We start from the raw sequence: 19,873 nt of genomic DNA, 5'->3' as shown, positions 1-19,873 counted from the left end.
GCATGGTGAGTGTGTATGACGGCTGGCGTTCACAATAATCGATTGTGGGAGGGTGCTCATGTCCAAGGTAGCGGTGGTCACAGGCGGCACACGTGGGATCGGTGCGGCCATTTCCAAGGCGCTCCATGCTGAAGGATACAGCGTGGCTGCGACCTTTGCCGGAAATGAGCAGGCTGCGGGTGCCTTCACCGCTGAGACCGGAATCAAGGCCTACAAGTGGGATGCGGGTGATCCCGAGGCCTGCGCGGCTGGTTTGAACCGCGTCGCCGAAGATCTCGGCCCGGTCGAGATTCTGGTCAACAATGCCGGTATTACCCGGGACGGCATGTTCCACCGCATGAGCTATGAGCAGTGGTCGGCGGTGATCCATGCCAATCTGAACAGCATGTTCTGCATGACCAAGCCCGTGATCGATGGCATGCGCTCACGCGGATTCGGCCGGATCATCAATATTTCTTCGATCAACGGCCAGAAGGGGCAGGTCGGTCAGGTGAACTATTCGGCCGCGAAGGCCGGCATCATCGGTTTCACCAAAGCGCTCGCGCTTGAGAACGCGCCTAAGGGCGTCACGGTCAACTGCATTTGCCCCGGTTACGTCGACACCGAAATGGTGGCGGCCGTTCCGGCTGACACGCTCGCCAAGATCGTTTCGGGCATCCCTGCTGGCCGGCTCGGCAAGGCCGAGGAAATCGCCGCTGCCGTCGCGTTCCTCGCGTCGGACAAGGCCGCGTTCATGACGGGCTCGGTTCTGACCATCAATGGTGCCCAATATATAGCCAACGGTTGACCCTTGATGCATAAGCCACACTGGAGCGTCGACGCGCAAAAATTGCGAGCGGCTTTGCGTGCCGACGCTTTTCTATCGCGTTGAATCTGGAGCATTTTGTTCTCAGCCAGATCCGGCTGGCAGCGCTGCGCTCCAGGCGCAGGGATCGCTGGGGTGGCAGGCATGATCGCGTTGACGGGGGCGACCCGGATCGGCTTGGGGGCCATCGCTCTCTGGTCACTTCTTGCCGCCTTGACGGCGGCCTCCGGAAACGTGCCGCCGTTCCAACTCGCGGCGATGACCTTTGCCCTCGGCGGCCTTCTCGGCTGCGCGTCGTGGATCGTCAAGCCCACCGGCATCGCCGCGCTGCGCCAGCCATTGCGGGTTTGGCTTGTCGGAGTCAGCGGGCTTTTCGGCTATCACGCTCTCTATTTTGCCGCGCTGCGCATTGCGCCGCCGGCCGAGGCGGGCCTCATCAACTACCTGTGGCCCTTGCTCATCGTCCTGTTCGCGGCGTTGCTCCCGGGCGAGAAGCTGCGGCCGGCGCAGGTTCTGGGTGCGATCCTCGGCTTCGGTGGTGTCCTTGTCCTCATCTTCAGCAAGCAGGACCTGTCCTTCAGCGGCGCCTATGTCCCGGGCTATCTCGCGGCCCTGGGCGCGGCCGTGATCTGGGCGATCTATTCCTTGTCGTCGAGGGCTTTCGGAACCGTCCCGACGGACGCGGTCGCCGGTTTCTGCCTTGCCACTTCGTTGCTCAGCGCGTTGTGCCATCTCGCGTTCGAGGTGACGGTGTGGCCAGAATTCTGGTCGCAATGGCTGGCAGTAGTCCTGCTCGGCATCGGGCCGTTGGGCGCTGCCTTTTATTGCTGGGATTTCGGCGTGAAGCGGGGCGACATCGGCTTCCTCGGTGTCGCCGCCTATGCGACGCCTGTCATCTCGACCTTGCTCTTGGTCCTGTCCGGCTTTGCCGAGGCCAGCATCGCGCTGGCGATCGCCTGCGCGTTGATCGTCTTCGGGGCTTTCGTTGCCTCCCGCCCGGCGCGACGGGCAAGGCCTGTGCGTAGCCGGCAAAGCTGATCCCGCCCCATCGGCCGCGCACGGGTGGCGACGCCGCGCGTCACCGAGACCTCAGCCTCAGAGCATAATCCGACCGGAGTGAAACGAGGGTCGATAAAATTATGCCTGAAATAACAAAGGTTGGAGCGCCGATCTGATGCAATCAGATCGAAACGCGCTCTAGAATTTGTCCTTCCAGCGCCGAAGCGCGGCGAAGACATCAGCAGCGCGCCCGTTTTCCAAACCCACGGCTTTCGCCAGCGTCGGCTCATTGGCGCGCAGGAAGGGGTTCGTGGCCTTTTCCTCGCCGAGCGTCACGGGAATGGTAAGTTTGCCGGCGGCGCGGATCGCGTCGATAGCGGCGGCACGCTTTTGCAACGCCGGATCATCGGGCGTGACGGTGAGAGCGAAGCGCGCGTTGGATTGCGTGTATTCGTGGCCGCAGTAAAGCCGCGTCGCATCCGGCAGGGCTGCGAGCTTCTGCAAGGATTGCCACATCTCCTCGGGCGAATTCTCGAAAAGACGACCGCAGCCGAGTGCGAACAGGGTGTCGCCCGCAAACAGCATCTCGTCCTTCTCAAACCAGTAGCCGATGTGGCCGGCGGTGTGCCCGGGCGTGGCGATGACCTTGGCTTCGAGCGTGCCGACCCTCACCCTGTCGCCTTCGCGCACGGCCACGTCGAGGCCGGGAATGTCGCCGGCCTCGGCGCCCGGACCGGTGACGCGAAGGTCATAGCGATCCTTGAGTGGCAGGATACCCTCAACGTGGTCGGCGTGCTTATGCGTTACCAGGACATCGGTCAGGGACCAGTTCTTGGCAGCGAGGACCTCAAGGATGGGGTCGGCTTCCGGCGCATCGATAGCGGCCGTCGCGCCGGTCGCGGGATCATGGATGAGCACACCGATGTTGTCGCTGCGGCAGGGGAAGACCTCGATCAGGGCGGGCATCGGCGACCTCATGGGTTGGCGAAGGGGGGCTGGGAAATCGCGCCGGTAGCGCGGGTAGCTATCACGGCCGCGATGATGCCTCGCGGTCTCAGCGCCGAAAATGGCGATATGTGCGGTGGAGGGCAAGGCCATCCTGTCACTTGCGCATGGCGGGCGCGGCCCCCATTGATAGCCTGGAGCGTCCCTGGCAACCTCCAGGGAATGCGGGAGAGGCCATGCCTGTCGATGTCGTCGATCTGAAGAGCTTCTACGCGACGCCGCTCGGCGTGGTCGCGCGCCGGTTGGTGGGCCGTGCCATCGACAGCCTGTGGGGCGACATGCCGCGCCAGCGGCTTCTCGGTATCGGCTATGCGACACCCTATCTCGCGCCCTTCCGCCCGCGCATGGAACGGACGCTCGCCTTCATGCCCGCCATGCAAGGGGTGGTGAACTGGCCGCCGAACGGCATTTCCTCGTCAGCGCTCGTGGACCCGGCCATGCAGCCGCTGCTCGATGCGTCGATGGATCGTGTCATCATCGTGCATGCGCTGGAGACGAGCGATGCGCCGGAGGACCTGCTATCGGAAGTGTGGCGCATCCTGACGCCGGGCGGGCGGATGATCGTGGTGGTGCCCAACCGGCGCGGTCTTTGGGCGCGCATGGATACCACGCCCTTCGGGCAAGGCCTGCCCTACAGCCGCTCGCAGCTGACGGGGCTGCTCAGACGCAGCCTGTTTTCGCCTGAGAACTGGGGAGAGGCGCTCTATGTGCCGCCCCTGCGCGGCCGCCTGTTCCTGCGGGCCGCGGTGGCCTGGGAACGGGCCGGCGCCCGGCTTTCGCTTCCCTTCGCGGGTGTCCACGTGATGGAGGCGACCAAGCAACTCCACCGGCCTGTCACGGTCCGCAAAGTCCGTCGCTCACGAAGCCTCAGCCCGGTTCTCCTGCCGACGCCCGGCCCCCCGGTCCCCACGGGACGCGTGCCGGGCGCGTGCCGAAGCCCCGACGTTCCGACATGAGCGGTGCCGCATTGGTGCGGTGGCGCACGGATGCTGCGCGTGGTCCGGGATATTCACTCCGGCCGGGATATTGACTTGCAGCCCTCCTGACGCCAAGGTCCGGCCTTCGCCGGCCCCTTAGACGGAGGCTGTGTTCGGCCCTTCGATCTCGGGGTGTTGAAGGGCTTTGCTGACCCCTATTGTGAGTTGATGCGCAGCTATCTCGATTTTGAAAAACCCGTCGCTGAACTCGAGGCCAAGGTCGAGGAGCTGCGAGCGTTGGCCCAGTCCGGCGATGCCGTTGCCATCGGCGAGGAGATCGGCAAGTTGGAGGCCAAGGCCTCGCGCGCTTTGGACGAGCTCTACGCCGCGCTGACCCCATGGCAGAAGGCGCTGGTTGCACGTCATCCGCAGCGACCGCATTTCATCGACTACTGCGCCGCATTGATCGACGATTTCACCCCCCTCGCGGGCGATCGCAAATTCGGTGAGGATGAGGCGATCGTCGGCGGGTTCGGTCGCTTCCGTGGCGAAAGTGTCTGCGTGATCGGCCAGGAAAAGGGCTCGAACACCGAGGAGCGCATCCGCCACAATTTCGGCATGGCAAAGCCCGAGGGCTACCGCAAGGCGGTACGCCTCATGGAGCTCGCCGGACGCTTCTCGCTGCCGGTCATCACTTTCGTCGACACGGCGGGCGCCTATCCCGGCATCAATGCCGAGGAACGTGGCCAGGCCGAAGCCATTGCCCGTTCGACGGAGGCCTGTCTCGCGCTGCCGACCGCGAGCGTTTCCGTCATCATCGGTGAGGGCGGCTCCGGCGGCGCCATCGCGCTCGCCACCACCAACAAGGTCTTGATGCTGGAGCATTCGATCTATTCGGTGATCTCGCCGGAAGGCGCGGCCTCCATTCTCTGGCGCGATTCCTCCCGCGCCCAGGATGCCGCCACCGGCATGAAAATTACCGCGCAGGACCTCCTGAAATTCGGTGTGATCGATGCGATCATCGCCGAGCCGTCAGGCGGCGCGCATCGGGATGCGACCCAGGCGATCGCGGCAACCGGCGACGCCATCGCGGCCAGTTTCCAGGATCTCGCGGGCCTCTCTCCCGAGGAGGTCCGCGACCGCCGGGCTGACAAATTCCTGGCGATCGGCAGACGGTTGTGAAACCCGTCTGATTCCGTCTAAAGTGACGAAAAGATGGAGCCGAGTCGTCAGTTCGTTCGCGTGCCGACCTGTGAGGTGCCACCGGTCTGCCATAATTTGGTAAGATTGGGGTAACGCTTCAGAGCGTAAAAGCTAACAACCGGTGACATTTTTGACCGGTCGAATGATTGGATGGCTGATGTTCAAGCGCGTCGCATTGATCGCCGTCGTGGGATTAGGCCTCGCCTCCTGCCAGGACGGGAACGGCTACAATCGCAGCGCCCGTGCAAACGCTCCGCTGCCCGCTGCTACGCTGGCGCTCATGTCCGAGAAGGGCATGACAAAGTCTTCTCCCATTCTCATCCGCGCCTATAAGAAGGAGGCGGAGCTTGAGGTCTGGAAGAAGGACAACACGGGCCGTTACGCGCTTCTGAAGACCTATCCCATCTGCCGCTGGTCGGGTCAGCTCGGCCCGAAGGTGCGCGAGGGCGACCGGCAGGCGCCGGAAGGCTTCTACAATATCACGCCGGCGCAGATGAATCCGAACTCGCAGTTCTTCCTCTCGTTCGACACCGGCTTCCCCAACGCCTATGACCGGGCGAACGGCCGCACCGGGTCCTTCCTCATGGTGCATGGCGCGTGCTCGTCGCGCGGCTGCTATTCCATGACGGATGAGCAGATTGCGGAAATCTACGCGCTTGGCCGCGAGGCCTTCGGCGGCGGTCAGCGTTCCTTCCAGTTCCAGGCCTATCCCTTCCGGATGACCCCGGAGAACATGGCCAAGCACCGCAAGGATCCCAATATCGCCTTCTGGCAGATGTTGAAGCGCGGTTCCGACAATTTCGAGGTGACGCGCGAGGAGCCGAAGGTCGGCGTCTGCGGTCGCCAGTATGTCTTCAACGCCGTCTCAGCGAGCGGCATCCGGCTCGATCCCGTTGCGGCTTGCCCCACCCTGCGCGAGGACGAGGCCGTGGCTTCGGCCGTGAAGGCGAAGCAGCACCGGGATGACGCTAAGGTCGCCGAGCTGGTGCGCTCGGGCACCTCGGCCGTCCGCCTGGTTTATCAGGATGGCGGGCAGCATAAGTCCTTCAGCTCTGCGTCCAACGGCTTCGGCGGTTCGGATGGCGGCGTCATGATGTTCGCCGCGCGCAGCAGCGCGAGGCCCCTCGAGAACGTGAGCCGTCCGGAAGCGCTGATGAACGGGCCGGAGGAAATCGTGCTGGAGGAGGGCGTCGCGCCAAAGGCGGCGCAGCCTGTGACAGCCGTCGCTTCGATGGCGCCCGCGGCCAAGCCGGCGGTAGCCGACGTGGTATCGACATCGTCGACGGTGCGTGACGAGGCGACAACGCCTGCGCCGGTTCTCGCCGCTGTCGGGGCGGGTGAGAGCGTTGCTCCGAAGAAGTCATTGTTCCAGCGCGTGATGTCCTGGGCGGACGCGCCCACGAAACCTGCGGCGCCGGCGGCAGAGGCCATCTCGCAGACGGTGCCCGCCGCGGCTCCGCTGCCTCCGCAGCGGCAGCAGTCGTCCAACAGTGGAAAGACGACATCAACCGACAAACGCGCGGAATTGCCCGCGAAGGATGCAAACGAGGCATCATCGCGCAGTGTGTGGCCGCTCTCCCTGTTCTAAGCCGGCAGGCACGTCTGACGAGGAATCTTCGGGCCGCTGTCGATTGACGGCGGCCTTTTCCTTTGGCGCTTCGCCCAGGGCGTAGCCTTGGCCGTGTCCCTGAAGCTGCCCTTATCTTTGGAGAGGATATGGCGCGCGTGCCTGTCGCGTTCTGTCCGCGGCGGTAAGCTTTTGGGTCGTGTTTCCAATGAATTTATATTTGGCCGTCACACTACGATAAGCTCTTATGGCGCATGACAGACTGTGCCTTGTCGCTCCCGGCCGGCGTTTCCGGCAAGAGGAACAGCTCCATGGTGGTCAGGACCGGTGTCCCCGTCGCAGCTTTAACCGTCGCTGTCCTCGCGATGGGGCAAGCGCTTGCCGCGCCCGAGAACGGTCAGGCGCCCAAGCCGGTAGCGACGCCGGCCGAGGCCGCGGTTGCGCCCGCGCCAAAGCCCGCAACGCCGGAAGCCTCCGTTCCATCACCCGGTCGGGACAAGGTGCGATTGCGGGCGCTCGTCCGCGAGCAGGCGTTGAAATCAGGCTTGCCGCCTCAGATCGCCGACGCGGTCGCGGAGGTCGAGAGCGCCTATAACATTTCTGCGTCAGGCAGTTATGGAGAAGTCGGGCTGATGCAGGTGTTGCCTTCGACTGCACGGATGCTCGGCTTCAGCGGCTCGCTCGCGGAGCTCGCCGAGCCCGCCACGAACATCCGCTACGGCATCACCTATCTCACGGGCGCCTGGAGGCTGGCGGGCGGCGATATCTGCACGACGGTCATGAAATACCGCGCGGGCCACGGGGAGACACGCTTCTCCTATCGCTCGGTGCACTATTGCCAGCGTGTCCGTGCGATCCTGACCGCCCAGGGCTATCCCGTCACGGGGGAGGTGCCGACCCCGACCTTCGGCGATCCGGTCGTCGGGGCGATCGGCCCCGTCGCGCGCGGAAAGACAGGACGCCGCAAGAGCCGGGTGAACTGGGCTACCTACGATTCCCGTATGCGCAACCTCACCAAGGTTGGCTCTTCGACTCTACGCATCATGCAGTGAGCCACGCGCCGGGCGCGGTTGGATATCCAGAAACGAGCGGAAACGGGGAATGCGACGCCAGTCGCTTGCGTCCCCTCTCCCGATGAGGGAGGGACAGGTGAGGGTTACGACGAATACCCGTAAAGCCCCCACCCGGACGATGCGCGCACGACCTCTCCTGACAGGGAGAAGCGACCCGCGCCGGGCGATCGCTCAGATGAACCGCCCGTGGCAATGTTTGAATTTCTTGCCCGAGCCGCAAGGGCAGGGATCGTTGCGGCCGACCTTGCCCCAGGTTGACGGGTCGGCGGGGTCCACCGCGACGGCTTCGGCCTGGGGCCGGGAGGCCACGAGCGTATCGCCGTAGCCCGCCATCTCCTCCTCGCCGCTGAACGGATTGAGGTGGTGGGCTTCCATCGGCGGCAGCTCGGCCTCGGGGGGCGGCGAGAACATCACCTCGACCCGCATCAGCTGTGTCGTCACCTGCTCGCGGAGCCGGCCGATGAGGCCATCGAAGAGCTGGAAGGCCTCGGATTTGTATTCGTTCAGCGGATCGCGCTGGGCGTAGCCACGCCAGCCGATGACCTGACGCAGATGGTCAAGCGTGGCGAGATGCTCGCGCCAGAGATGGTCTAGGGTCTGCAGCAGCACCTGCTTCTCGACGTAATTCATCACCTCGGGCGTGTTCTTCTCGACGCGCTCCGTATAGGCGGCGTCGACGGCAGCCTTGAGGCGGTCCCGGATCTCGTCGTCCGCGATGCCCTCTTCCTTCGCCCAGTCCTCGACCGGAACGGTGATGTTGAGCTCGTTGGTGATCGCTTCGGCGAGGCCGGCGACATCCCACTGCTCTGGGTAGGAGTTCTCCGGGATATGACGCGTGACAAGCTCCTCGGCGACGCCGTGGCGCATCTCGTCGATGGTCTCGCGCACCGACTCCTGGGCCATGAAATCGCGACGCTGCTCGAAGACCACCTTGCGCTGGTCGTTCATCACGTTGTCGTATTTCAGGATGTTCTTGCGCATGTCGAAGTTGCGCGCTTCGACCTTGCCCTGGGCCTTCTCGATCGCCTTGTTGATCCAGGAATGGACGATCGCCTCGTCCTCCTTCAGGCCAAGACGCTGCAGCATGGTGTCCATGCGGCCCGAGCCGAAGATGCGCATCAGGTCGTCTTCGAGCGACAGGAAGAACTTCGAGCGCCCGGGGTCGCCCTGGCGGCCGGAGCGGCCGCGCAGCTGGTTATCGATGCGCCGGCTCTCGTGGCGCTCGGTGCCGATGACGTAGAGGCCGCCGGCTGCCAGCGCCCGTTCCTTGAACCTGGCGATCTCGGCGCGGATCTCGGCCTCGCGGGCGGCCCGCTCCTCGCCTTCCGGCAAGTCCGCCAGTTCCTGCTCCAGCCGCATGTCGGCATTGCCGCCAAGCTGGATATCCGTGCCGCGGCCGGCCATGTTGGTGGCGATGGTGATGGCGCCGGGAACGCCCGCCTGGGCGACGATGAAGGCTTCCAGTTCGTGGAAGCGCGCGTTCAGCACCGCGAAATGCTTGGATGACTTGCCGGTCCGGGCGGCCTCGAACACCGGCTTCAGGGCGTCGGGCTTGCTGAAATCGATGTGCTTGTAGCCCGTCTGGGAGAGGAAGTTGGCGAGCACCTCCGACTTTTCGATCGATGTCGTGCCGACGAGAACCGGCTGGCCCTTCTCGGCCGCCTCCATGATGTCGCGGGCGATCGCCTTGTATTTCTCGCCGTCGGTCCGGTAGACCTCGTCATCCTCGTCGATGCGCTTGACCGGCAGGTTGGTGGGGATTTCCACCACGGGCAGGTTGTAGATGTCGAGGAACTCGTCCGCCTCGGTCGCGGCCGTGCCGGTCATGCCGCCGAGCTTCTTATAGAGACGGAAATAGTTCTGGAAGGTGATCGAGGCGAGCGTCTGGTTCTCGGGCTGGATCTGGACGTGTTCCTTCGCCTCGAGCGCCTGGTGCAGGCCCTCCGAATAGCGCCGGCCCTGCATCATGCGGCCGGTGAACTCGTCGATGATGACCACCTCGTCGTTGCGGACTATGTAGTCCTTATCGCGCTGGAACAGGGTGTGGGCGCGCAGCGCCTGGTTGACGTGGTGAACAAGCGTCGCGTTGGCGGCGTCGTAGAGGGAGCCCTCCTTCAGGAGGCCCGCGCCTTCCAGCAACTCCTCGATGTGCTCATTGCCGCTCTCGGTCAGCGAGACCGCGCGCTGCTTCTCGTCGAGATCGTAGTCCTCCCGCTTGAGCTTCGGGATCAGCACGTCGATGGCGTTGTAGAGATCGGAGCGGTCGTCGAGCGGCCCGGAAATGATCAGAGGCGTGCGCGCTTCGTCGACCAGGATCGAGTCGACCTCGTCGACGATCGCGAAATTGTGCCCGCGCTGCACCATCTGCGCGAGGTCATACTTCATGTTGTCGCGCAGGTAGTCGAAGCCGTATTCGTTGTTGGTGCCATAGGTGATGTCGCAGGCATAGGCCTCCCGGCGCTGGTCATCGTCGAGGCCATGGATGATCACGCCGACCGTCAGCCCGAGGAAGCGGTAGACACGGCCCATCCAGCCCGAGTCACGGCTGGCGAGGTAGTCGTTCACGGTCACCGCGTGAACGCCCTTGCCGGCCAAGGCATTGAGATAGACGGGCAGCGTCGCGACAAGGGTCTTGCCTTCACCGGTGCGCATCTCGGCGATCGCGCCTTCGTGAAGCACCATGCCGCCGATGAGCTGCACATCGAAATGCCGTTGGCCGAGCACGCGCTTGGCGGCCTCGCGCACGGTCGCGAAAGCTGGAACGAGCAAATCGTCGAGTGTCTTGCCGGCTGCGAGCTGCTGGCGGAATTCCTCGGTCCGGGCGCGAAGCTGCTCATCAGAGAGGGCCGTGAGTTCGGGCTCAAGCGCGTTGATGGCCTGGACCTTGGCCGTATAGGTCTTCAGGCGACGGTCGTTGGCAGAACCGAATATTTTTTTCGCAATAGCGCCGAGCATCGAGATTCTTTCCGGACGATCAATTCCGGCACGGGAAGGCATCCCGCGCCGTCGGTCACACGATTAACCCCCAAGGGGCGCCGGGTCCAGCACAACAGCGGGGACATGGGCGCCGCGCGATCGACTTTATCGCGCCGACCTTGATTTCGCCCATATCGCACGCCGATGTTTCGAAGCGGCGAAGCCCCGTGCTGTTCGGCGAAATGGGTGTATCACGAGGATCTGTCAACCCGGTTACTGCCAAACAAGCCTTGTGGCGCTATATATATATAGGCGCCGGCTCGCGGCCCGGTGGTCGCAATGCTGGGCGGGATGTCAACGAGCCCGTGCCATACCAGAGGCTTCCGCCAACTAAAGGTCTTGCCAAAAGGTCTTGCCAAGCAACGCGGCTTCGGCCACTCATGCAAGCCACTTAAGCTCAAAAGGCTGACGCCGTTCCTGCGGCTGCCAGCCCTCCATCGGCCCCTGGTCGCATCGCGGAAGCACCCATGAACCTTCGTCGCTTCTTTCTCACCACAGCCGCCACCGCCCTGATGGGATTGCCAGGCGTGGGCGCGCTTTCCGTTCCCGCCTTGGCCCAGGGCGCCGCGGCCCCGGCGGCTCAACCTGCCGCGCCGGCCGCTTCCGCTGCGAACCCGGACAAGCCGCTTGCCACTGTGAACGGCGTGGCGATCACGCAGCGGGATCTCGACGTGGCCAGCGAGGATCTGGGGGACCGGCTGCCGGCCATGCCGGAAGCCCAGCGCCGGACCTATCTGTTGAACTACCTCATCGACATGAAGATCCTCGCGCAGGCGGCTGAAAAGGCCAAGATCGGCGACACGCCGGACTTCGCGCGCCGGCTGGCCTACTTCCGGGACAAGGTGCTGCTGGATGACTACCTTGCGGCCGAGGTGAAGAAGGCGGCGACACCCGAGGCGGCCAAGGCCCTCTACGAGGATACGGTCAAGGGCATGAAGCCTGAGGAAGAGGTGCGCGCCCGCCACATCCTCGTGGAGAACGAGGCTGACGCCAAGAAGATCGAAGCGCGCCTCAAGGCCGGCGAGGACTTCACGAAGGTCGCCGCCGAGGTGTCGAAGGATCCCGGCTCGGCGAAGGAAGGCGGGGATCTCGGCTTCTTCACCAAGGACCGGATGGTGCCGGAATTCGCCGAGGCCGCGTTCAAGCTCAAGCCGGGCGAGATCTCGGCGCCGGTGAAGAGCCAGTTCGGCTGGCACGTCATCAAGGTCGAGGAAAAGCGCGAAAAGCCTGTCCCCACCTTCGACGAGGTCAAGGAGCAGGTCGACAGCTACCTCGCGCAGAAGGCCCAGCAGGACATCATCGTTTCCCTGCGCAAGGATGCGAAGATCGAGCGTCTCGACGAGCCGCCGGCGGCGCCCGCTCCTACGCCCGGCGCGCCGGCCCCGGCAACGCCCGCCGAGCCCAAGAAGCCCTGATTGGAACTGGCGGGAACAGCCTGTCAGATCACGCTTCGGTCGGCAGGCAGCCATGAACGCCAGGCTGTGTCTTCGACCTGATGATCCGGAAGTATGGCCTGCGCTCCATGCCGTACTTCCGTTCACCCCGTCCGCGCCGCACCTGCCGGCGTGCGTGTCCCCTCCCGATCGGCCCGACCATGGCAAAAGAACATCCCGTCTCGCCACTCGCCCCGAAGTCCGTTCCGGCCATGCCGCCCATCGCCGGTGTGCGCTTCGCCACCGCCGCGGCGGGCATTCGCTACAAGGGCCGAACGGACGTGCTGCTCGCCATCTTTGATGAGGGCACGAGCGTGGCGGGCGTGTTCACGCGTTCCAAGTGCCCGTCAGCACCGGTAGAATGGTGCCGGGACCGGCTCGCCGGCGGCAAGGCGCGGGCGCTCGTTGTCAATTCCGGCAATGCCAACGCCTTCACTGGCCGGAAGGGCCGCGAGTCGACGGCGCTCACCGCAAAGCTCGCCGCCGCCGCGGTCGGCTGCGCGGAAAGCGAGATTTTCCTCTCCTCGACCGGCGTAATCGGCGAGCCGCTCGACGCCACGAAATTCGAGGGGGTGCTGGCCGACTGCGCCCGTCGCGCCTCGCCGGAACCTTGGCTCGATGCCGCCAAGGCGATCATGACGACGGATACCTTCCCCAAGGTTGCTACGCGCGCCGCTGACATTGATGGCATCACGGTCACCATCAACGGCATCGCCAAGGGCGCCGGCATGATCGCTCCCGACATGGCGACGATGCTGTCCTACGTGGTGACCGACGCGCCGATTTCCGCCCCGGTCCTTCAGGCGCTGTTGTCCGGTGGTGTGAAAGGCTCCTTCAACGCCATCACCGTCGATAGCGATACATCCACCTCCGATACGCTCATCGCCTTTGCGACGGGTGCCGCGGCGGCTCGCGGCGCCAAGCCGGTCGAGGCGGTGGATGACCCACGGCTCGTCGCATTCAAGGCGGCTTTCGACGCGCTGCTGCTCGACCTCGCCCATCAGGTCGTGCGCGACGGCGAGGGCGCGCGCAAGTTCGTCGAGGTTCTGGTTCAGGGCGCCGTGGACGACGCGTCCGCCAAGCGCATCGCTTTGTCCATCGCCAATTCACCGTTGGTGAAGACGGCCGTTGCCGGCGAGGACGCCAATTGGGGGCGTGTCGTCATGGCTGTCGGCAAGGCGGGCGAGCCTGCTGAACGTGATCGCCTCGCCATCTGGTTCGGCGATATCCGCGTGGCCGTCGATGGCGAGCGCGATGCCTCCTACGACGAGACCGCGACATCGGCCTATATGCGCGGCGCGGATATCCGCATCACCGCTGATATCGGGCTCGGCGGTGGTTCGGCGAAGGTGTGGACCTGCGACCTCACCAAGGCCTATGTCGAGATCAACGGCGACTACCGCTCGTGAGTGTGAAGCTGACGCTCGTCGCGGCCTGCGCCCTCGTCGATGCTGACGGGCGCATCCTCCTTGCCCAACGTCCGCCGGGCAAGGCGCTCGCGGGCCTTTGGGAGTTCCCCGGGGGCAAGGTGGAGGCCGGCGAGCGGCCCGAGGAAACGCTGATCCGGGAGCTCAACGAGGAGCTCGGCATCACGGTGAAACAGGAATGCCTCGCACCGCTCACTTTCGCGAGCTACCCCTACGAGACCTTCCATCTCCTGATGCCGCTCTATATCTGCCGGCGCTGGGAGGGCATCGCCGCTCCGCGTGAGGGGCAGACCCTGAAATGGGTACGGGCCACGGCGCTGCGCGACTACCCGATGCCGCCCGCTGACGAACCGCTGATCCCGGTGCTGGTCGATCTTCTGCGCTGAGAAGCGCCGATCCCTCCTCACTGGGGAGGGTGGCGCCGCAGGCGCCAGGTGGGACCGATCGCGGTGGTCCGGCCGGAAGATGGCGATAGCCCCCGCGCTACCCCTCGTCGCCGGTCTTGATCTCCTTGGTGTTCAAGGCATCCGCCAGTCGCACCTTTGCGGAGCCGGGCTTCAACGGCTTTTGCTGGCTCTCGTGGGGCACCCAGCCCGATACCCAGAGGATGTCGAAGGTAGCGGGCAAGCGGCCGTCGTCATCGGCGAAGCGCTCGTAGTAAAGCGCGATGGCATGGGCGAGCGTCTGCCGCTTCAGGGGCTTGCGGCGGCGTTCGACGAGACTGTTCGTCAGGCCCATGGCGCGAAGGTCTCGCATCAGGCCGATGGGGTGCTCGTAACGCACCTTGACCGTGTCGATATCCGCGACCGGCAGGGCAAAGCCTGCGCGCTGCAGCAGCCCGCCCATGTCGCGTATGTCGATGAAGGGCGCGACGCGCGGGCTGACCCCGCCCTCGATCTCGCTTTCGGCCTCCGCTAGGATCTGGCGCAGTTCCGTCAGCGTGGAGCCGCCGAACAGCGCGGCGAGAAACAATCCATCCGGCTTGAGGCTGCGGCGGATCTGCACAAGGGATCCCGGAAGGTCGTTGACCCCCTGGAGCGCCAGCAGGGACACGGCGAGGTCGAAGCGTGCCTCCGCGAAGGGCAAGGCTTCCTCGTCCGCAACCACCGCGCTGCCTTTGCTTTGGCCGAGGGCAGCGGCGGTGGGCGCCGCCCGCACGATCCGTCCGGCCTGCCCCGAGGCCGCCAGAGCCGACGCCGCGGCGTCGGTCGGCGTGCCGAGATCCAGCGCCAGGTCGAACTCGCGTTTCACGGCGGCAAGCCGATCGACGAGATCCTCCGCGGCACGGGCCACCAGGAAGTCGATGAAGCCCTCGCGGTGGGCGCGCTCCAGGCGACGGCGGGCGAGGGCACGGTCGAAGACGAGGGGGGCGGCCATGGATGGTCCTTCATCCTGATGGAGCGAGGGGGCGGTGATGGCCCGCGTTATCCTGCGCTTCGGTCCGGCGGTCAAAGATTATCGCTGAATGCCTCCCCGGGCGTGATGGTCGGCTGGCATCGACGTTCCGCTGGCTGTGGGCCTTTGACGGCTTGCTCCGACGCCCTAAACTGAGGGGTGGGGGAGACATTGGCATGGCCGAATTCGTCAGGAGCGGCTGGCTGCGGCGCTCGGCTGAGGTGCTGCATGGGCGCGCTGGCGCGCTGGCGAGCCGCCTCGTCGGCCTGATCTATCCGCCGACCTGCATTGCCTGCGGGCACGCGACGGCCGAGCCGCATGGGGTTTGCGCCGCGTGCTGGCGCGAGCTGCCCTTCATCACCCGTCCCTACTGCGAACGGCTGGGCACGCCCTTCGCGGTGGATCTCGGTGGCCCGCTGCTGTCACCGGCCGCCATCGCCGACCCGCCTGTCTTCGAGAGGGCAAGGGCCGTCGCTCGCTACGACGGCACAGCCCGCGAACTGGTTCATCGCCTGAAATACGGCGATCGCCTCGAGCTTGGGAAAGCCATGGGCCGCATGATGACGACAGCGGGTGCAGAGCTGTTTGCTGAGGCCGCGCTCATCGTGCCAGTGCCGTTGCATCCCCGGCGCCTGTGGTCGCGCCGTTTCAACCAGGCCATGGTCCTGTCGCAGGAGGTCGCGCGGCGAAGCGGCCTGCGCTGTGACGGCCTGGTGCTCCACCGCCGCAAGAATACGCGGCCACAGGTCGGGCTCACGCGGGTGGAGCGCGCCGCCAACCTCCAGGGCGCATTTCTTGTGCCTGACAACAGGCGCCTGGCGGGCGAACGTGTTATTCTGGTCGACGACGTGCTGACGACAGGGGCGACCGCCAACGCGGCTTGCCGCGCTCTGCTGCGCGGTGGCGCTTCCCACGTTGATATATTGACCTTCGCGAGGGTTGTCGCGGAGGCATGATGGCACCTATATGTGACTAGAGCACAACTGTTGTGAAACGGCGTTCTGATATGCCTGATGTAACGATCTATACGAAGTCGTGGTGCCCCTATTGCCAGTCGGCGAAGGAACTGCTGGCCTCCAAGAACGTGGCTTTTGAGGAGATCGAGATTTCAGGCAAGGCTGACGAACGCGCGACGATGATTGCGCGTGCCGGAGGACGAAGCACCGTCCCGCAGATCTTCGTTGGCGATCATCATGTTGGTGGATGCGATGATCTCTATGCGCTGGAACGGCGTGGCGAGCTCGACGCATTGCTGGAAAACGCCTGAAGCTGGCGAGGACCGCCAGCGCCAGCCTTGCGCCTGATTGTATTTTCGGAACAGCCCTCGACCCGCATCATGATCCGCTACAAACTCGTATGTGATAAGAGCCACGGCTTTGAAAGCTGGTTCAAGAACAGCGACGCCTTCGAGGCGCAGGTCTCGCGTGGCTTTGTGACATGCCCGGTCTGCGGATCCGACAAGGTGCAGAAGGCGATCATGTCACCGAGCGTGGCGCGGACGGATCATGACCGTTCAAAGGCCCTTCCACCCACGGAGGCGACTGGCGAGGCAGGCGGTTCGAACCGGCCTGCGGTGCCGGCACCGCAGGCCGCATTGCTGACCGAGCGGGAACATCAGCTCCGTGAAATGGTACGCGCGCTGCGGCAGCATGTGGTTGAGAACGCCGCCTATGTCGGGGATGAGTTCGCCGATGAGGCCCGCCGCATTCATTCTGGCGAGGTTGAAGAGCGCGCTATCTATGGCGAGGCGACCGGCGAGGAGGTTCGCGATCTGCTCGAGGAGGGCATCGAGATCCTGCCACTGCCACCCGCGCCCGAGAAGGGCAACTGAGCTTCGTTTCTACCGTGCGAGCCGGCTGGCGGCATAGTGATGCAGCACGATACCGCTCGATGTCGCCACATTGAGCGAATCCATGGCTCCGGCCATGGCGATGCGAACCGTCTGTGTTCTGTCCAGAAGATCGACGGGCAGACCGGGCCCCTCCGCGCCGAAGATGATGGCGGAGCGTCGCGCGGGACGCGCCTCGTGGAGGGACGTCGTGCCCGACGGGCTCAGCGCGACAGATGTGAAACCGTTCTCCGCCAGCGCGGCCAGCATATCCTCGCCGTCGATGGCGCGCCCGTAGGGCACGACGAAGCACCCGCCTACCGAGACACGGATCGATTTCCGATAAAGCGGGTCGCAGCAGGTCGCGTCGAGCAGCACGGCATCGGCGCCAAAGGCGGCTGCATTGCGGAAGATACCGCCCATGTTGTCGTGATTGGCGATGCCGACAAGCCCGACAACCAGCGCCGCTGGCGGAAGCTGCGCGATGAGCTCCCGCGCATCCGGCGTGGATAGACGGCGGCCGATGGCGAGCAGGCCGCGGTGGATGTGAAACCCGACGATCTGATCCATCACCGCTTGGGCGGCGACAAAGACCGGCAGCCCGTCTGGCCAGGCCGTCCTGTCGAAACCTGGCAGCCGCTTGTCACTGATGAGCAGAGATTCCACCGCAAAATGCGGTTGGCGCCGGAGCACCGCCAGGACCACCTCGCCCTCGGCGATGAAGCGTTCGCCACGTCCGATCAGGTCTCGCTCCCGAACCGCGCGGTAGTCCGCGATGGCGGGATCATCCGGATCCTGGACGGGGATGAAGGTGGCCACAGCCTGTCGTTCCTGCCTCTGGAGCGTGCCGATTTCCGATTTGGCACCGTGACGCCGTCATTCCGGGGCGGGCCGAAAAGGCCCGAGCCCGGAATCCATGAACACGACGGGACACTGAGAAAGTGTCCATCCGGCGCGGATTCCTGTCCACCACCGTGTTCGTGGATTCCGGGCCCGCGCTACGCGCGTCCCGGAATGACAGCTTGTTTTCGGCGGGCCACAGCCGCTAGCCTCCGCTCTCGATCTCCTCGCGGAGCATTTCGAGGCGCAGCCACTCCTCTTCGGAAGCCACGAGATCAGCCTCGGCCTTGGACATCGCCTCCGTCGCCTTCGTGAAGCGCGCCGGATCCCGCGCGTAGAGATCGGGATCATCGAGCACGGCCTTCAATTTCGCGATGTCACGCTCCAGCGCGGCCATGCGGTCGGGCAGGCTTTCAAGCGCGTGCTTGTCCTTGAAGCTGAGCTTGGCTTTCGACGCGGCCCGTTCGGTCGGCTCGGAGCGTGGCGTCGAAGCCTGGTTCGCCGCCTTCCCGGTCGCACCGCCGTTGCCACGGGATGTGGCCTCCACGCCGGCGCCGCGCTGGGCGAGCATGTCGGTATAGCCGCCGGCATAGTCCTGCCAGCGCCCCTGGCCTTCCGCCATCAGCAAGGATGTCACCGTGCGGTCGAGGAAGTCGCGGTCGTGGCTGACGAGGATGACGGTGCCGCTGTAGCTGTCGATCATTTCCTCGAGCAGGTCGAGGGTTTCCAGGTCCAGATCGTTGGTCGGCTCGTCGAGCACCAGCAGGTTTGAAGGCAGGGCAAGCGCGCGCGCCAGCATCAGCCGGCCGCGCTCGCCGCCGGACAACTTGCCGATGGGCATGTTGGCCTGCTCTGGCGTGAACAGGAAGTCCTTGAGATAGGACATGACATGTTTGGGCGCGTCCCCGACCAGGACGGTATCGCTGCCGCCCCCCGTCAAGGCGTCACGCAGGGTGACATCGGGATCGAGGCCTGCGCGGCGTTGGTCCAGGCTCGCCATGGTGACATTGGCGCCGATTTTCACGGTGCCGCTGTCCGGGGCGAGTTGCCCCGTCAGCATGTTGATGAGCGTGGTCTTGCCGGCGCCATTGCGTCCCACGATGCCGATGCGGTCGCCCCTGGCAATACGGATCGACAGGTCGCGGACCACCGGTTCCGCGCCGTAAGCCTTCGAGATGTTGACAGCCTCGATCACCAGCTTGCCGGAGATATCCCCCTCGCTTACCGTCATCTTGACGTCGCCGACGGCGCGTCGGGCGTCCCGGCGTTCCTGACGCATGGCGTGGAGGGCGCGCAGACGTCCCTGGTTGCGTTTGCGCCGGGCTGTCACACCGTAGCGTAGCCAGTCGTTTTCCTGCGCGATGCGTCGGTCGAGTTTGTGCCTGTCGCGTTCCTCTTCCTCGAGGACGGTATCACGCCATGCTTCAAAGGCCGCGAAGCCTTGCTCCAGCCGACGTGTGGTGCCGCGGTCGAGCCATACCGTCGCGCGTGACAGGGTCTCCATGAAGCGTCGGTCGTGGCTGATGAGCACGAGCGCGGAGCGCAGCGAGCGGAGTTCGCTTTCCAGCCATTCGATCACCGGCAGGTCGAGATGGTTGGTGGGCTCGTCGAGGAGGAGAATGTCCGGTTCGGGCGCGAGCAGCCGCGCCAGTGCGGCGCGGCGCGCTTCACCGCCGGACAGGCGCGCGGGATCTTCCGTGCCATCGAGGCCGAGCTGTTCGAGCAGATACTGCGCCCGGTAGGTGTCGTCGCCGGGCGCGAGCCCTGCCTCGACATAGGCGAGCGTGTTGGTGAAGCCCGTGAGATCGGGCTCCTGCGGCAGGTAGCGCAGGGTCGTGCCCGGTTGCAGGAAGCGTTGTCCACGGTCCGGCGCGATAAGGCCGGCCGCCATCTTCAAAAGCGTGGACTTGCCCGATCCGTTGCGTCCCACAAGGCAAAGCCGTTCACCGGAACCAACAGACAGGGATGCCTGTTCGATCAGGGGCGTTCCGCCGAAGGTCAGCGCAATATCTTGAAGCAGCAGAAGAGGTGGGGCCATGGTCCCGATAGGGTTCGCTGAAATGGATCTTGCCGTCAGACTTTGTCGGCGGGAAACCGACAGAGTCGAGACTGGGGTGATAACGCCCGCGCGCTGCCATTGGAAGAGCGGGCGATACCGCGCGTCTTGCGCTGAATCGATGATTTATCGCCAAGAGGTAGCGTTCATCATTTGTCATCCTTATCATGATCGAATGGATTTTAAGGAATTGCAGTTGTTGATAGGTCCGTTGGTCGCGCGACGCGTAGTGTTGTCGCGTCCGGCGGTCCCGGCGAGTTGAGTTGCGTTCAGTGAAAGTCCAGTCCTTCAATCCCGCTCCGAACAGGAGATGCCGCAGCCCAGGTGCTGCGCCGGTCGGAGAGCGCGA

17 protein-coding genes are annotated in these 19,873 nt (G+C 64.9%); 12 read left to right on the top strand and 5 right to left on the bottom strand.

Annotated features, from left to right (window positions below):
• Positions 1–58: 58 nt before the first annotated feature.
• The gene (gene phbB, locus KIO74_RS12965) at positions 59–787 is read left to right on the top strand and encodes an acetoacetyl-CoA reductase (protein WP_213332373.1); all 729 of its coding nucleotides are present in this window, start codon (positions 59–61) and stop codon (positions 785–787) included.
• Positions 788–949: 162 nt separating this feature from the next.
• Entirely contained in the window at positions 950–1,843 is an 894-nt protein-coding gene (gene yddG / locus KIO74_RS12960) for an aromatic amino acid exporter YddG (protein ID WP_213335151.1), read from the top strand.
• 159 nt (positions 1,844–2,002) lie between these two features.
• Here the strand turns inward: yddG and gloB are convergent, their stop codons facing one another.
• The gene (gene gloB / locus KIO74_RS12955) at positions 2,003–2,770 is read right to left on the bottom strand and encodes a hydroxyacylglutathione hydrolase (protein ID WP_213332372.1); all 768 of its coding nucleotides are present in this window, start codon (positions 2,768–2,770) and stop codon (positions 2,003–2,005) included.
• 215 nt (positions 2,771–2,985) lie between these two features.
• On the opposite strand from gloB, the gene KIO74_RS12950 reads away from it, so the two are divergent.
• The 4 genes from KIO74_RS12950 to KIO74_RS12935 all read left to right on the top strand — a co-directional run bounded on the left by KIO74_RS12950 (position 2,986) and on the right by KIO74_RS12935 (position 7,548).
• Positions 2,986–3,765, top strand: coding sequence for a class I SAM-dependent methyltransferase (locus KIO74_RS12950; RefSeq protein ID WP_213332371.1), 780 nt, complete (start codon positions 2,986–2,988; stop codon positions 3,763–3,765).
• Positions 3,766–3,954: 189 nt separating this feature from the next.
• Positions 3,955–4,908 carry an acetyl-CoA carboxylase carboxyltransferase subunit alpha gene (locus KIO74_RS12945; RefSeq protein ID WP_213335148.1) on the top strand — a complete coding sequence of 318 codons (954 nt, stop codon included), beginning with the start codon at positions 3,955–3,957 and terminating at the stop codon, positions 4,906–4,908.
• Positions 4,909–5,086: 178 nt separating this feature from the next.
• Entirely contained in the window at positions 5,087–6,517 is a 1,431-nt protein-coding gene (locus KIO74_RS12940) for a L,D-transpeptidase family protein (protein ID WP_213332370.1), read from the top strand.
• Between the two features lie 290 nt (positions 6,518–6,807).
• Positions 6,808–7,548, top strand: a complete 741-nt coding sequence (locus KIO74_RS12935; RefSeq protein WP_249730970.1) for a lytic transglycosylase domain-containing protein — start codon at positions 6,808–6,810, stop codon at positions 7,546–7,548.
• Between the two features lie 192 nt (positions 7,549–7,740).
• Here the strand turns inward: KIO74_RS12935 and secA are convergent, their stop codons facing one another.
• Positions 7,741–10,524: a preprotein translocase subunit SecA gene (gene secA / locus KIO74_RS12930; protein ID WP_213332369.1), complete on the bottom strand. Its 2,784-nt coding sequence runs from the start codon at positions 10,522–10,524 to the stop codon at positions 7,741–7,743.
• 488 nt (positions 10,525–11,012) lie between these two features.
• Between secA and KIO74_RS12925 the strand changes: the two genes are divergently transcribed.
• The 3 genes from KIO74_RS12925 to KIO74_RS12915 all read left to right on the top strand — a co-directional run bounded on the left by KIO74_RS12925 (position 11,013) and on the right by KIO74_RS12915 (position 13,791).
• Positions 11,013–11,960, top strand: coding sequence for a peptidylprolyl isomerase (locus KIO74_RS12925; protein WP_249730969.1), 948 nt, complete (start codon positions 11,013–11,015; stop codon positions 11,958–11,960).
• A gap of 179 nt (positions 11,961–12,139) precedes the next feature.
• The gene (gene argJ / locus KIO74_RS12920; protein WP_213332368.1) at positions 12,140–13,387 is read left to right on the top strand and encodes a bifunctional glutamate N-acetyltransferase/amino-acid acetyltransferase ArgJ; all 1,248 of its coding nucleotides are present in this window, start codon (positions 12,140–12,142) and stop codon (positions 13,385–13,387) included.
• Positions 13,384–13,791, top strand: a complete 408-nt coding sequence (locus KIO74_RS12915; protein ID WP_213332367.1) for a (deoxy)nucleoside triphosphate pyrophosphohydrolase — start codon at positions 13,384–13,386, stop codon at positions 13,789–13,791. The genes argJ and KIO74_RS12915 overlap by 4 nt, the downstream gene beginning before the upstream one ends.
• 97 nt (positions 13,792–13,888) lie before the next feature.
• Here KIO74_RS12915 and KIO74_RS12910 read toward each other — a convergent pair whose 3' ends face one another.
• On the bottom strand, positions 13,889–14,782 hold the full coding sequence (locus KIO74_RS12910) for a methyltransferase domain-containing protein (RefSeq protein ID WP_213332366.1): 894 nt from the start codon (positions 14,780–14,782) through the stop codon (positions 13,889–13,891).
• Positions 14,783–14,976: 194 nt separating this feature from the next.
• Between KIO74_RS12910 and KIO74_RS12905 the strand changes: the two genes are divergently transcribed.
• The 3 genes from KIO74_RS12905 (at position 14,977) to KIO74_RS12895 (ending at position 16,631) form a co-directional block, all read left to right on the top strand.
• Entirely contained in the window at positions 14,977–15,756 is a 780-nt protein-coding gene (locus KIO74_RS12905) for a ComF family protein (protein ID WP_213332365.1), read from the top strand.
• A 50-nt stretch (positions 15,757–15,806) separates the two neighbouring features.
• A complete protein-coding gene (gene grxC / locus KIO74_RS12900) occupies positions 15,807–16,067 on the top strand; it encodes a glutaredoxin 3 (RefSeq protein ID WP_213332364.1) in 261 nt (86 codons plus the stop codon).
• Between the two features lie 69 nt (positions 16,068–16,136).
• A complete protein-coding gene (locus KIO74_RS12895; protein ID WP_213332363.1) occupies positions 16,137–16,631 on the top strand; it encodes a DUF1178 family protein in 495 nt (164 codons plus the stop codon).
• 9 nt (positions 16,632–16,640) lie between these two features.
• Here the strand turns inward: KIO74_RS12895 and KIO74_RS12890 are convergent, their stop codons facing one another.
• Both KIO74_RS12890 and KIO74_RS12885 read right to left on the bottom strand, forming a co-directional pair.
• Complete coding sequence (locus KIO74_RS12890) at positions 16,641–17,447, bottom strand: TrmH family RNA methyltransferase (RefSeq protein WP_213332362.1); 807 nt, start codon at positions 17,445–17,447, stop codon at positions 16,641–16,643.
• Positions 17,448–17,673: 226 nt separating this feature from the next.
• A complete protein-coding gene (locus KIO74_RS12885; RefSeq protein WP_213332361.1) occupies positions 17,674–19,506 on the bottom strand; it encodes an ABC-F family ATP-binding cassette domain-containing protein in 1,833 nt (610 codons plus the stop codon).
• Positions 19,507–19,873: the final 367 nt, after the last annotated feature.

Source organism: Chelatococcus sp. HY11 (assembly GCF_018398335.1).
Taxonomy (GTDB): Bacteria; Pseudomonadota; Alphaproteobacteria; order Rhizobiales; family Beijerinckiaceae; genus Chelatococcus.
The sequence above is the reverse complement of the archived record's forward strand: the minus strand, read 5'-3'. Positions and strand labels throughout refer to the sequence as shown.

Bases quoted from the DNA above. Each gene is read 5' to 3' on its own strand.
- phbB (WP_213332373.1), top strand. From the start codon at position 59: ATGTCCAAGGTAGCGGTGGTCACAGGCGGCACACGTGGGATCGGTGCG.
- yddG (WP_213335151.1), top strand. From the start codon at position 950: ATGATCGCGTTGACGGGGGCGACCCGGATCGGCTTGGGGGCCATCGCT.
- gloB (WP_213332372.1), bottom strand. From the start codon at position 2,770: ATGCCCGCCCTGATCGAGGTCTTCCCCTGCCGCAGCGACAACATCGGT.
- KIO74_RS12950 (WP_213332371.1), top strand. From the start codon at position 2,986: ATGCCTGTCGATGTCGTCGATCTGAAGAGCTTCTACGCGACGCCGCTC.
- KIO74_RS12945 (WP_213335148.1), top strand. From the start codon at position 3,955: ATGCGCAGCTATCTCGATTTTGAAAAACCCGTCGCTGAACTCGAGGCC.
- KIO74_RS12940 (WP_213332370.1), top strand. From the start codon at position 5,087: ATGTTCAAGCGCGTCGCATTGATCGCCGTCGTGGGATTAGGCCTCGCC.
- KIO74_RS12935 (WP_249730970.1), top strand. From the start codon at position 6,808: ATGGTGGTCAGGACCGGTGTCCCCGTCGCAGCTTTAACCGTCGCTGTC.
- secA (WP_213332369.1), bottom strand. From the start codon at position 10,524: ATGCTCGGCGCTATTGCGAAAAAAATATTCGGTTCTGCCAACGACCGT.
- KIO74_RS12925 (WP_249730969.1), top strand. From the start codon at position 11,013: ATGAACCTTCGTCGCTTCTTTCTCACCACAGCCGCCACCGCCCTGATG.
- argJ (WP_213332368.1), top strand. From the start codon at position 12,140: ATGGCAAAAGAACATCCCGTCTCGCCACTCGCCCCGAAGTCCGTTCCG.
- KIO74_RS12910 (WP_213332366.1), bottom strand. From the start codon at position 14,782: ATGGCCGCCCCCCTCGTCTTCGACCGTGCCCTCGCCCGCCGTCGCCTG.
- KIO74_RS12905 (WP_213332365.1), top strand. From the start codon at position 14,977: ATGGCCGAATTCGTCAGGAGCGGCTGGCTGCGGCGCTCGGCTGAGGTG.
- grxC (WP_213332364.1), top strand. From the start codon at position 15,807: ATGCCTGATGTAACGATCTATACGAAGTCGTGGTGCCCCTATTGCCAG.
- KIO74_RS12895 (WP_213332363.1), top strand. From the start codon at position 16,137: ATGATCCGCTACAAACTCGTATGTGATAAGAGCCACGGCTTTGAAAGC.
- KIO74_RS12885 (WP_213332361.1), bottom strand. From the start codon at position 19,506: ATGGCCCCACCTCTTCTGCTGCTTCAAGATATTGCGCTGACCTTCGGC.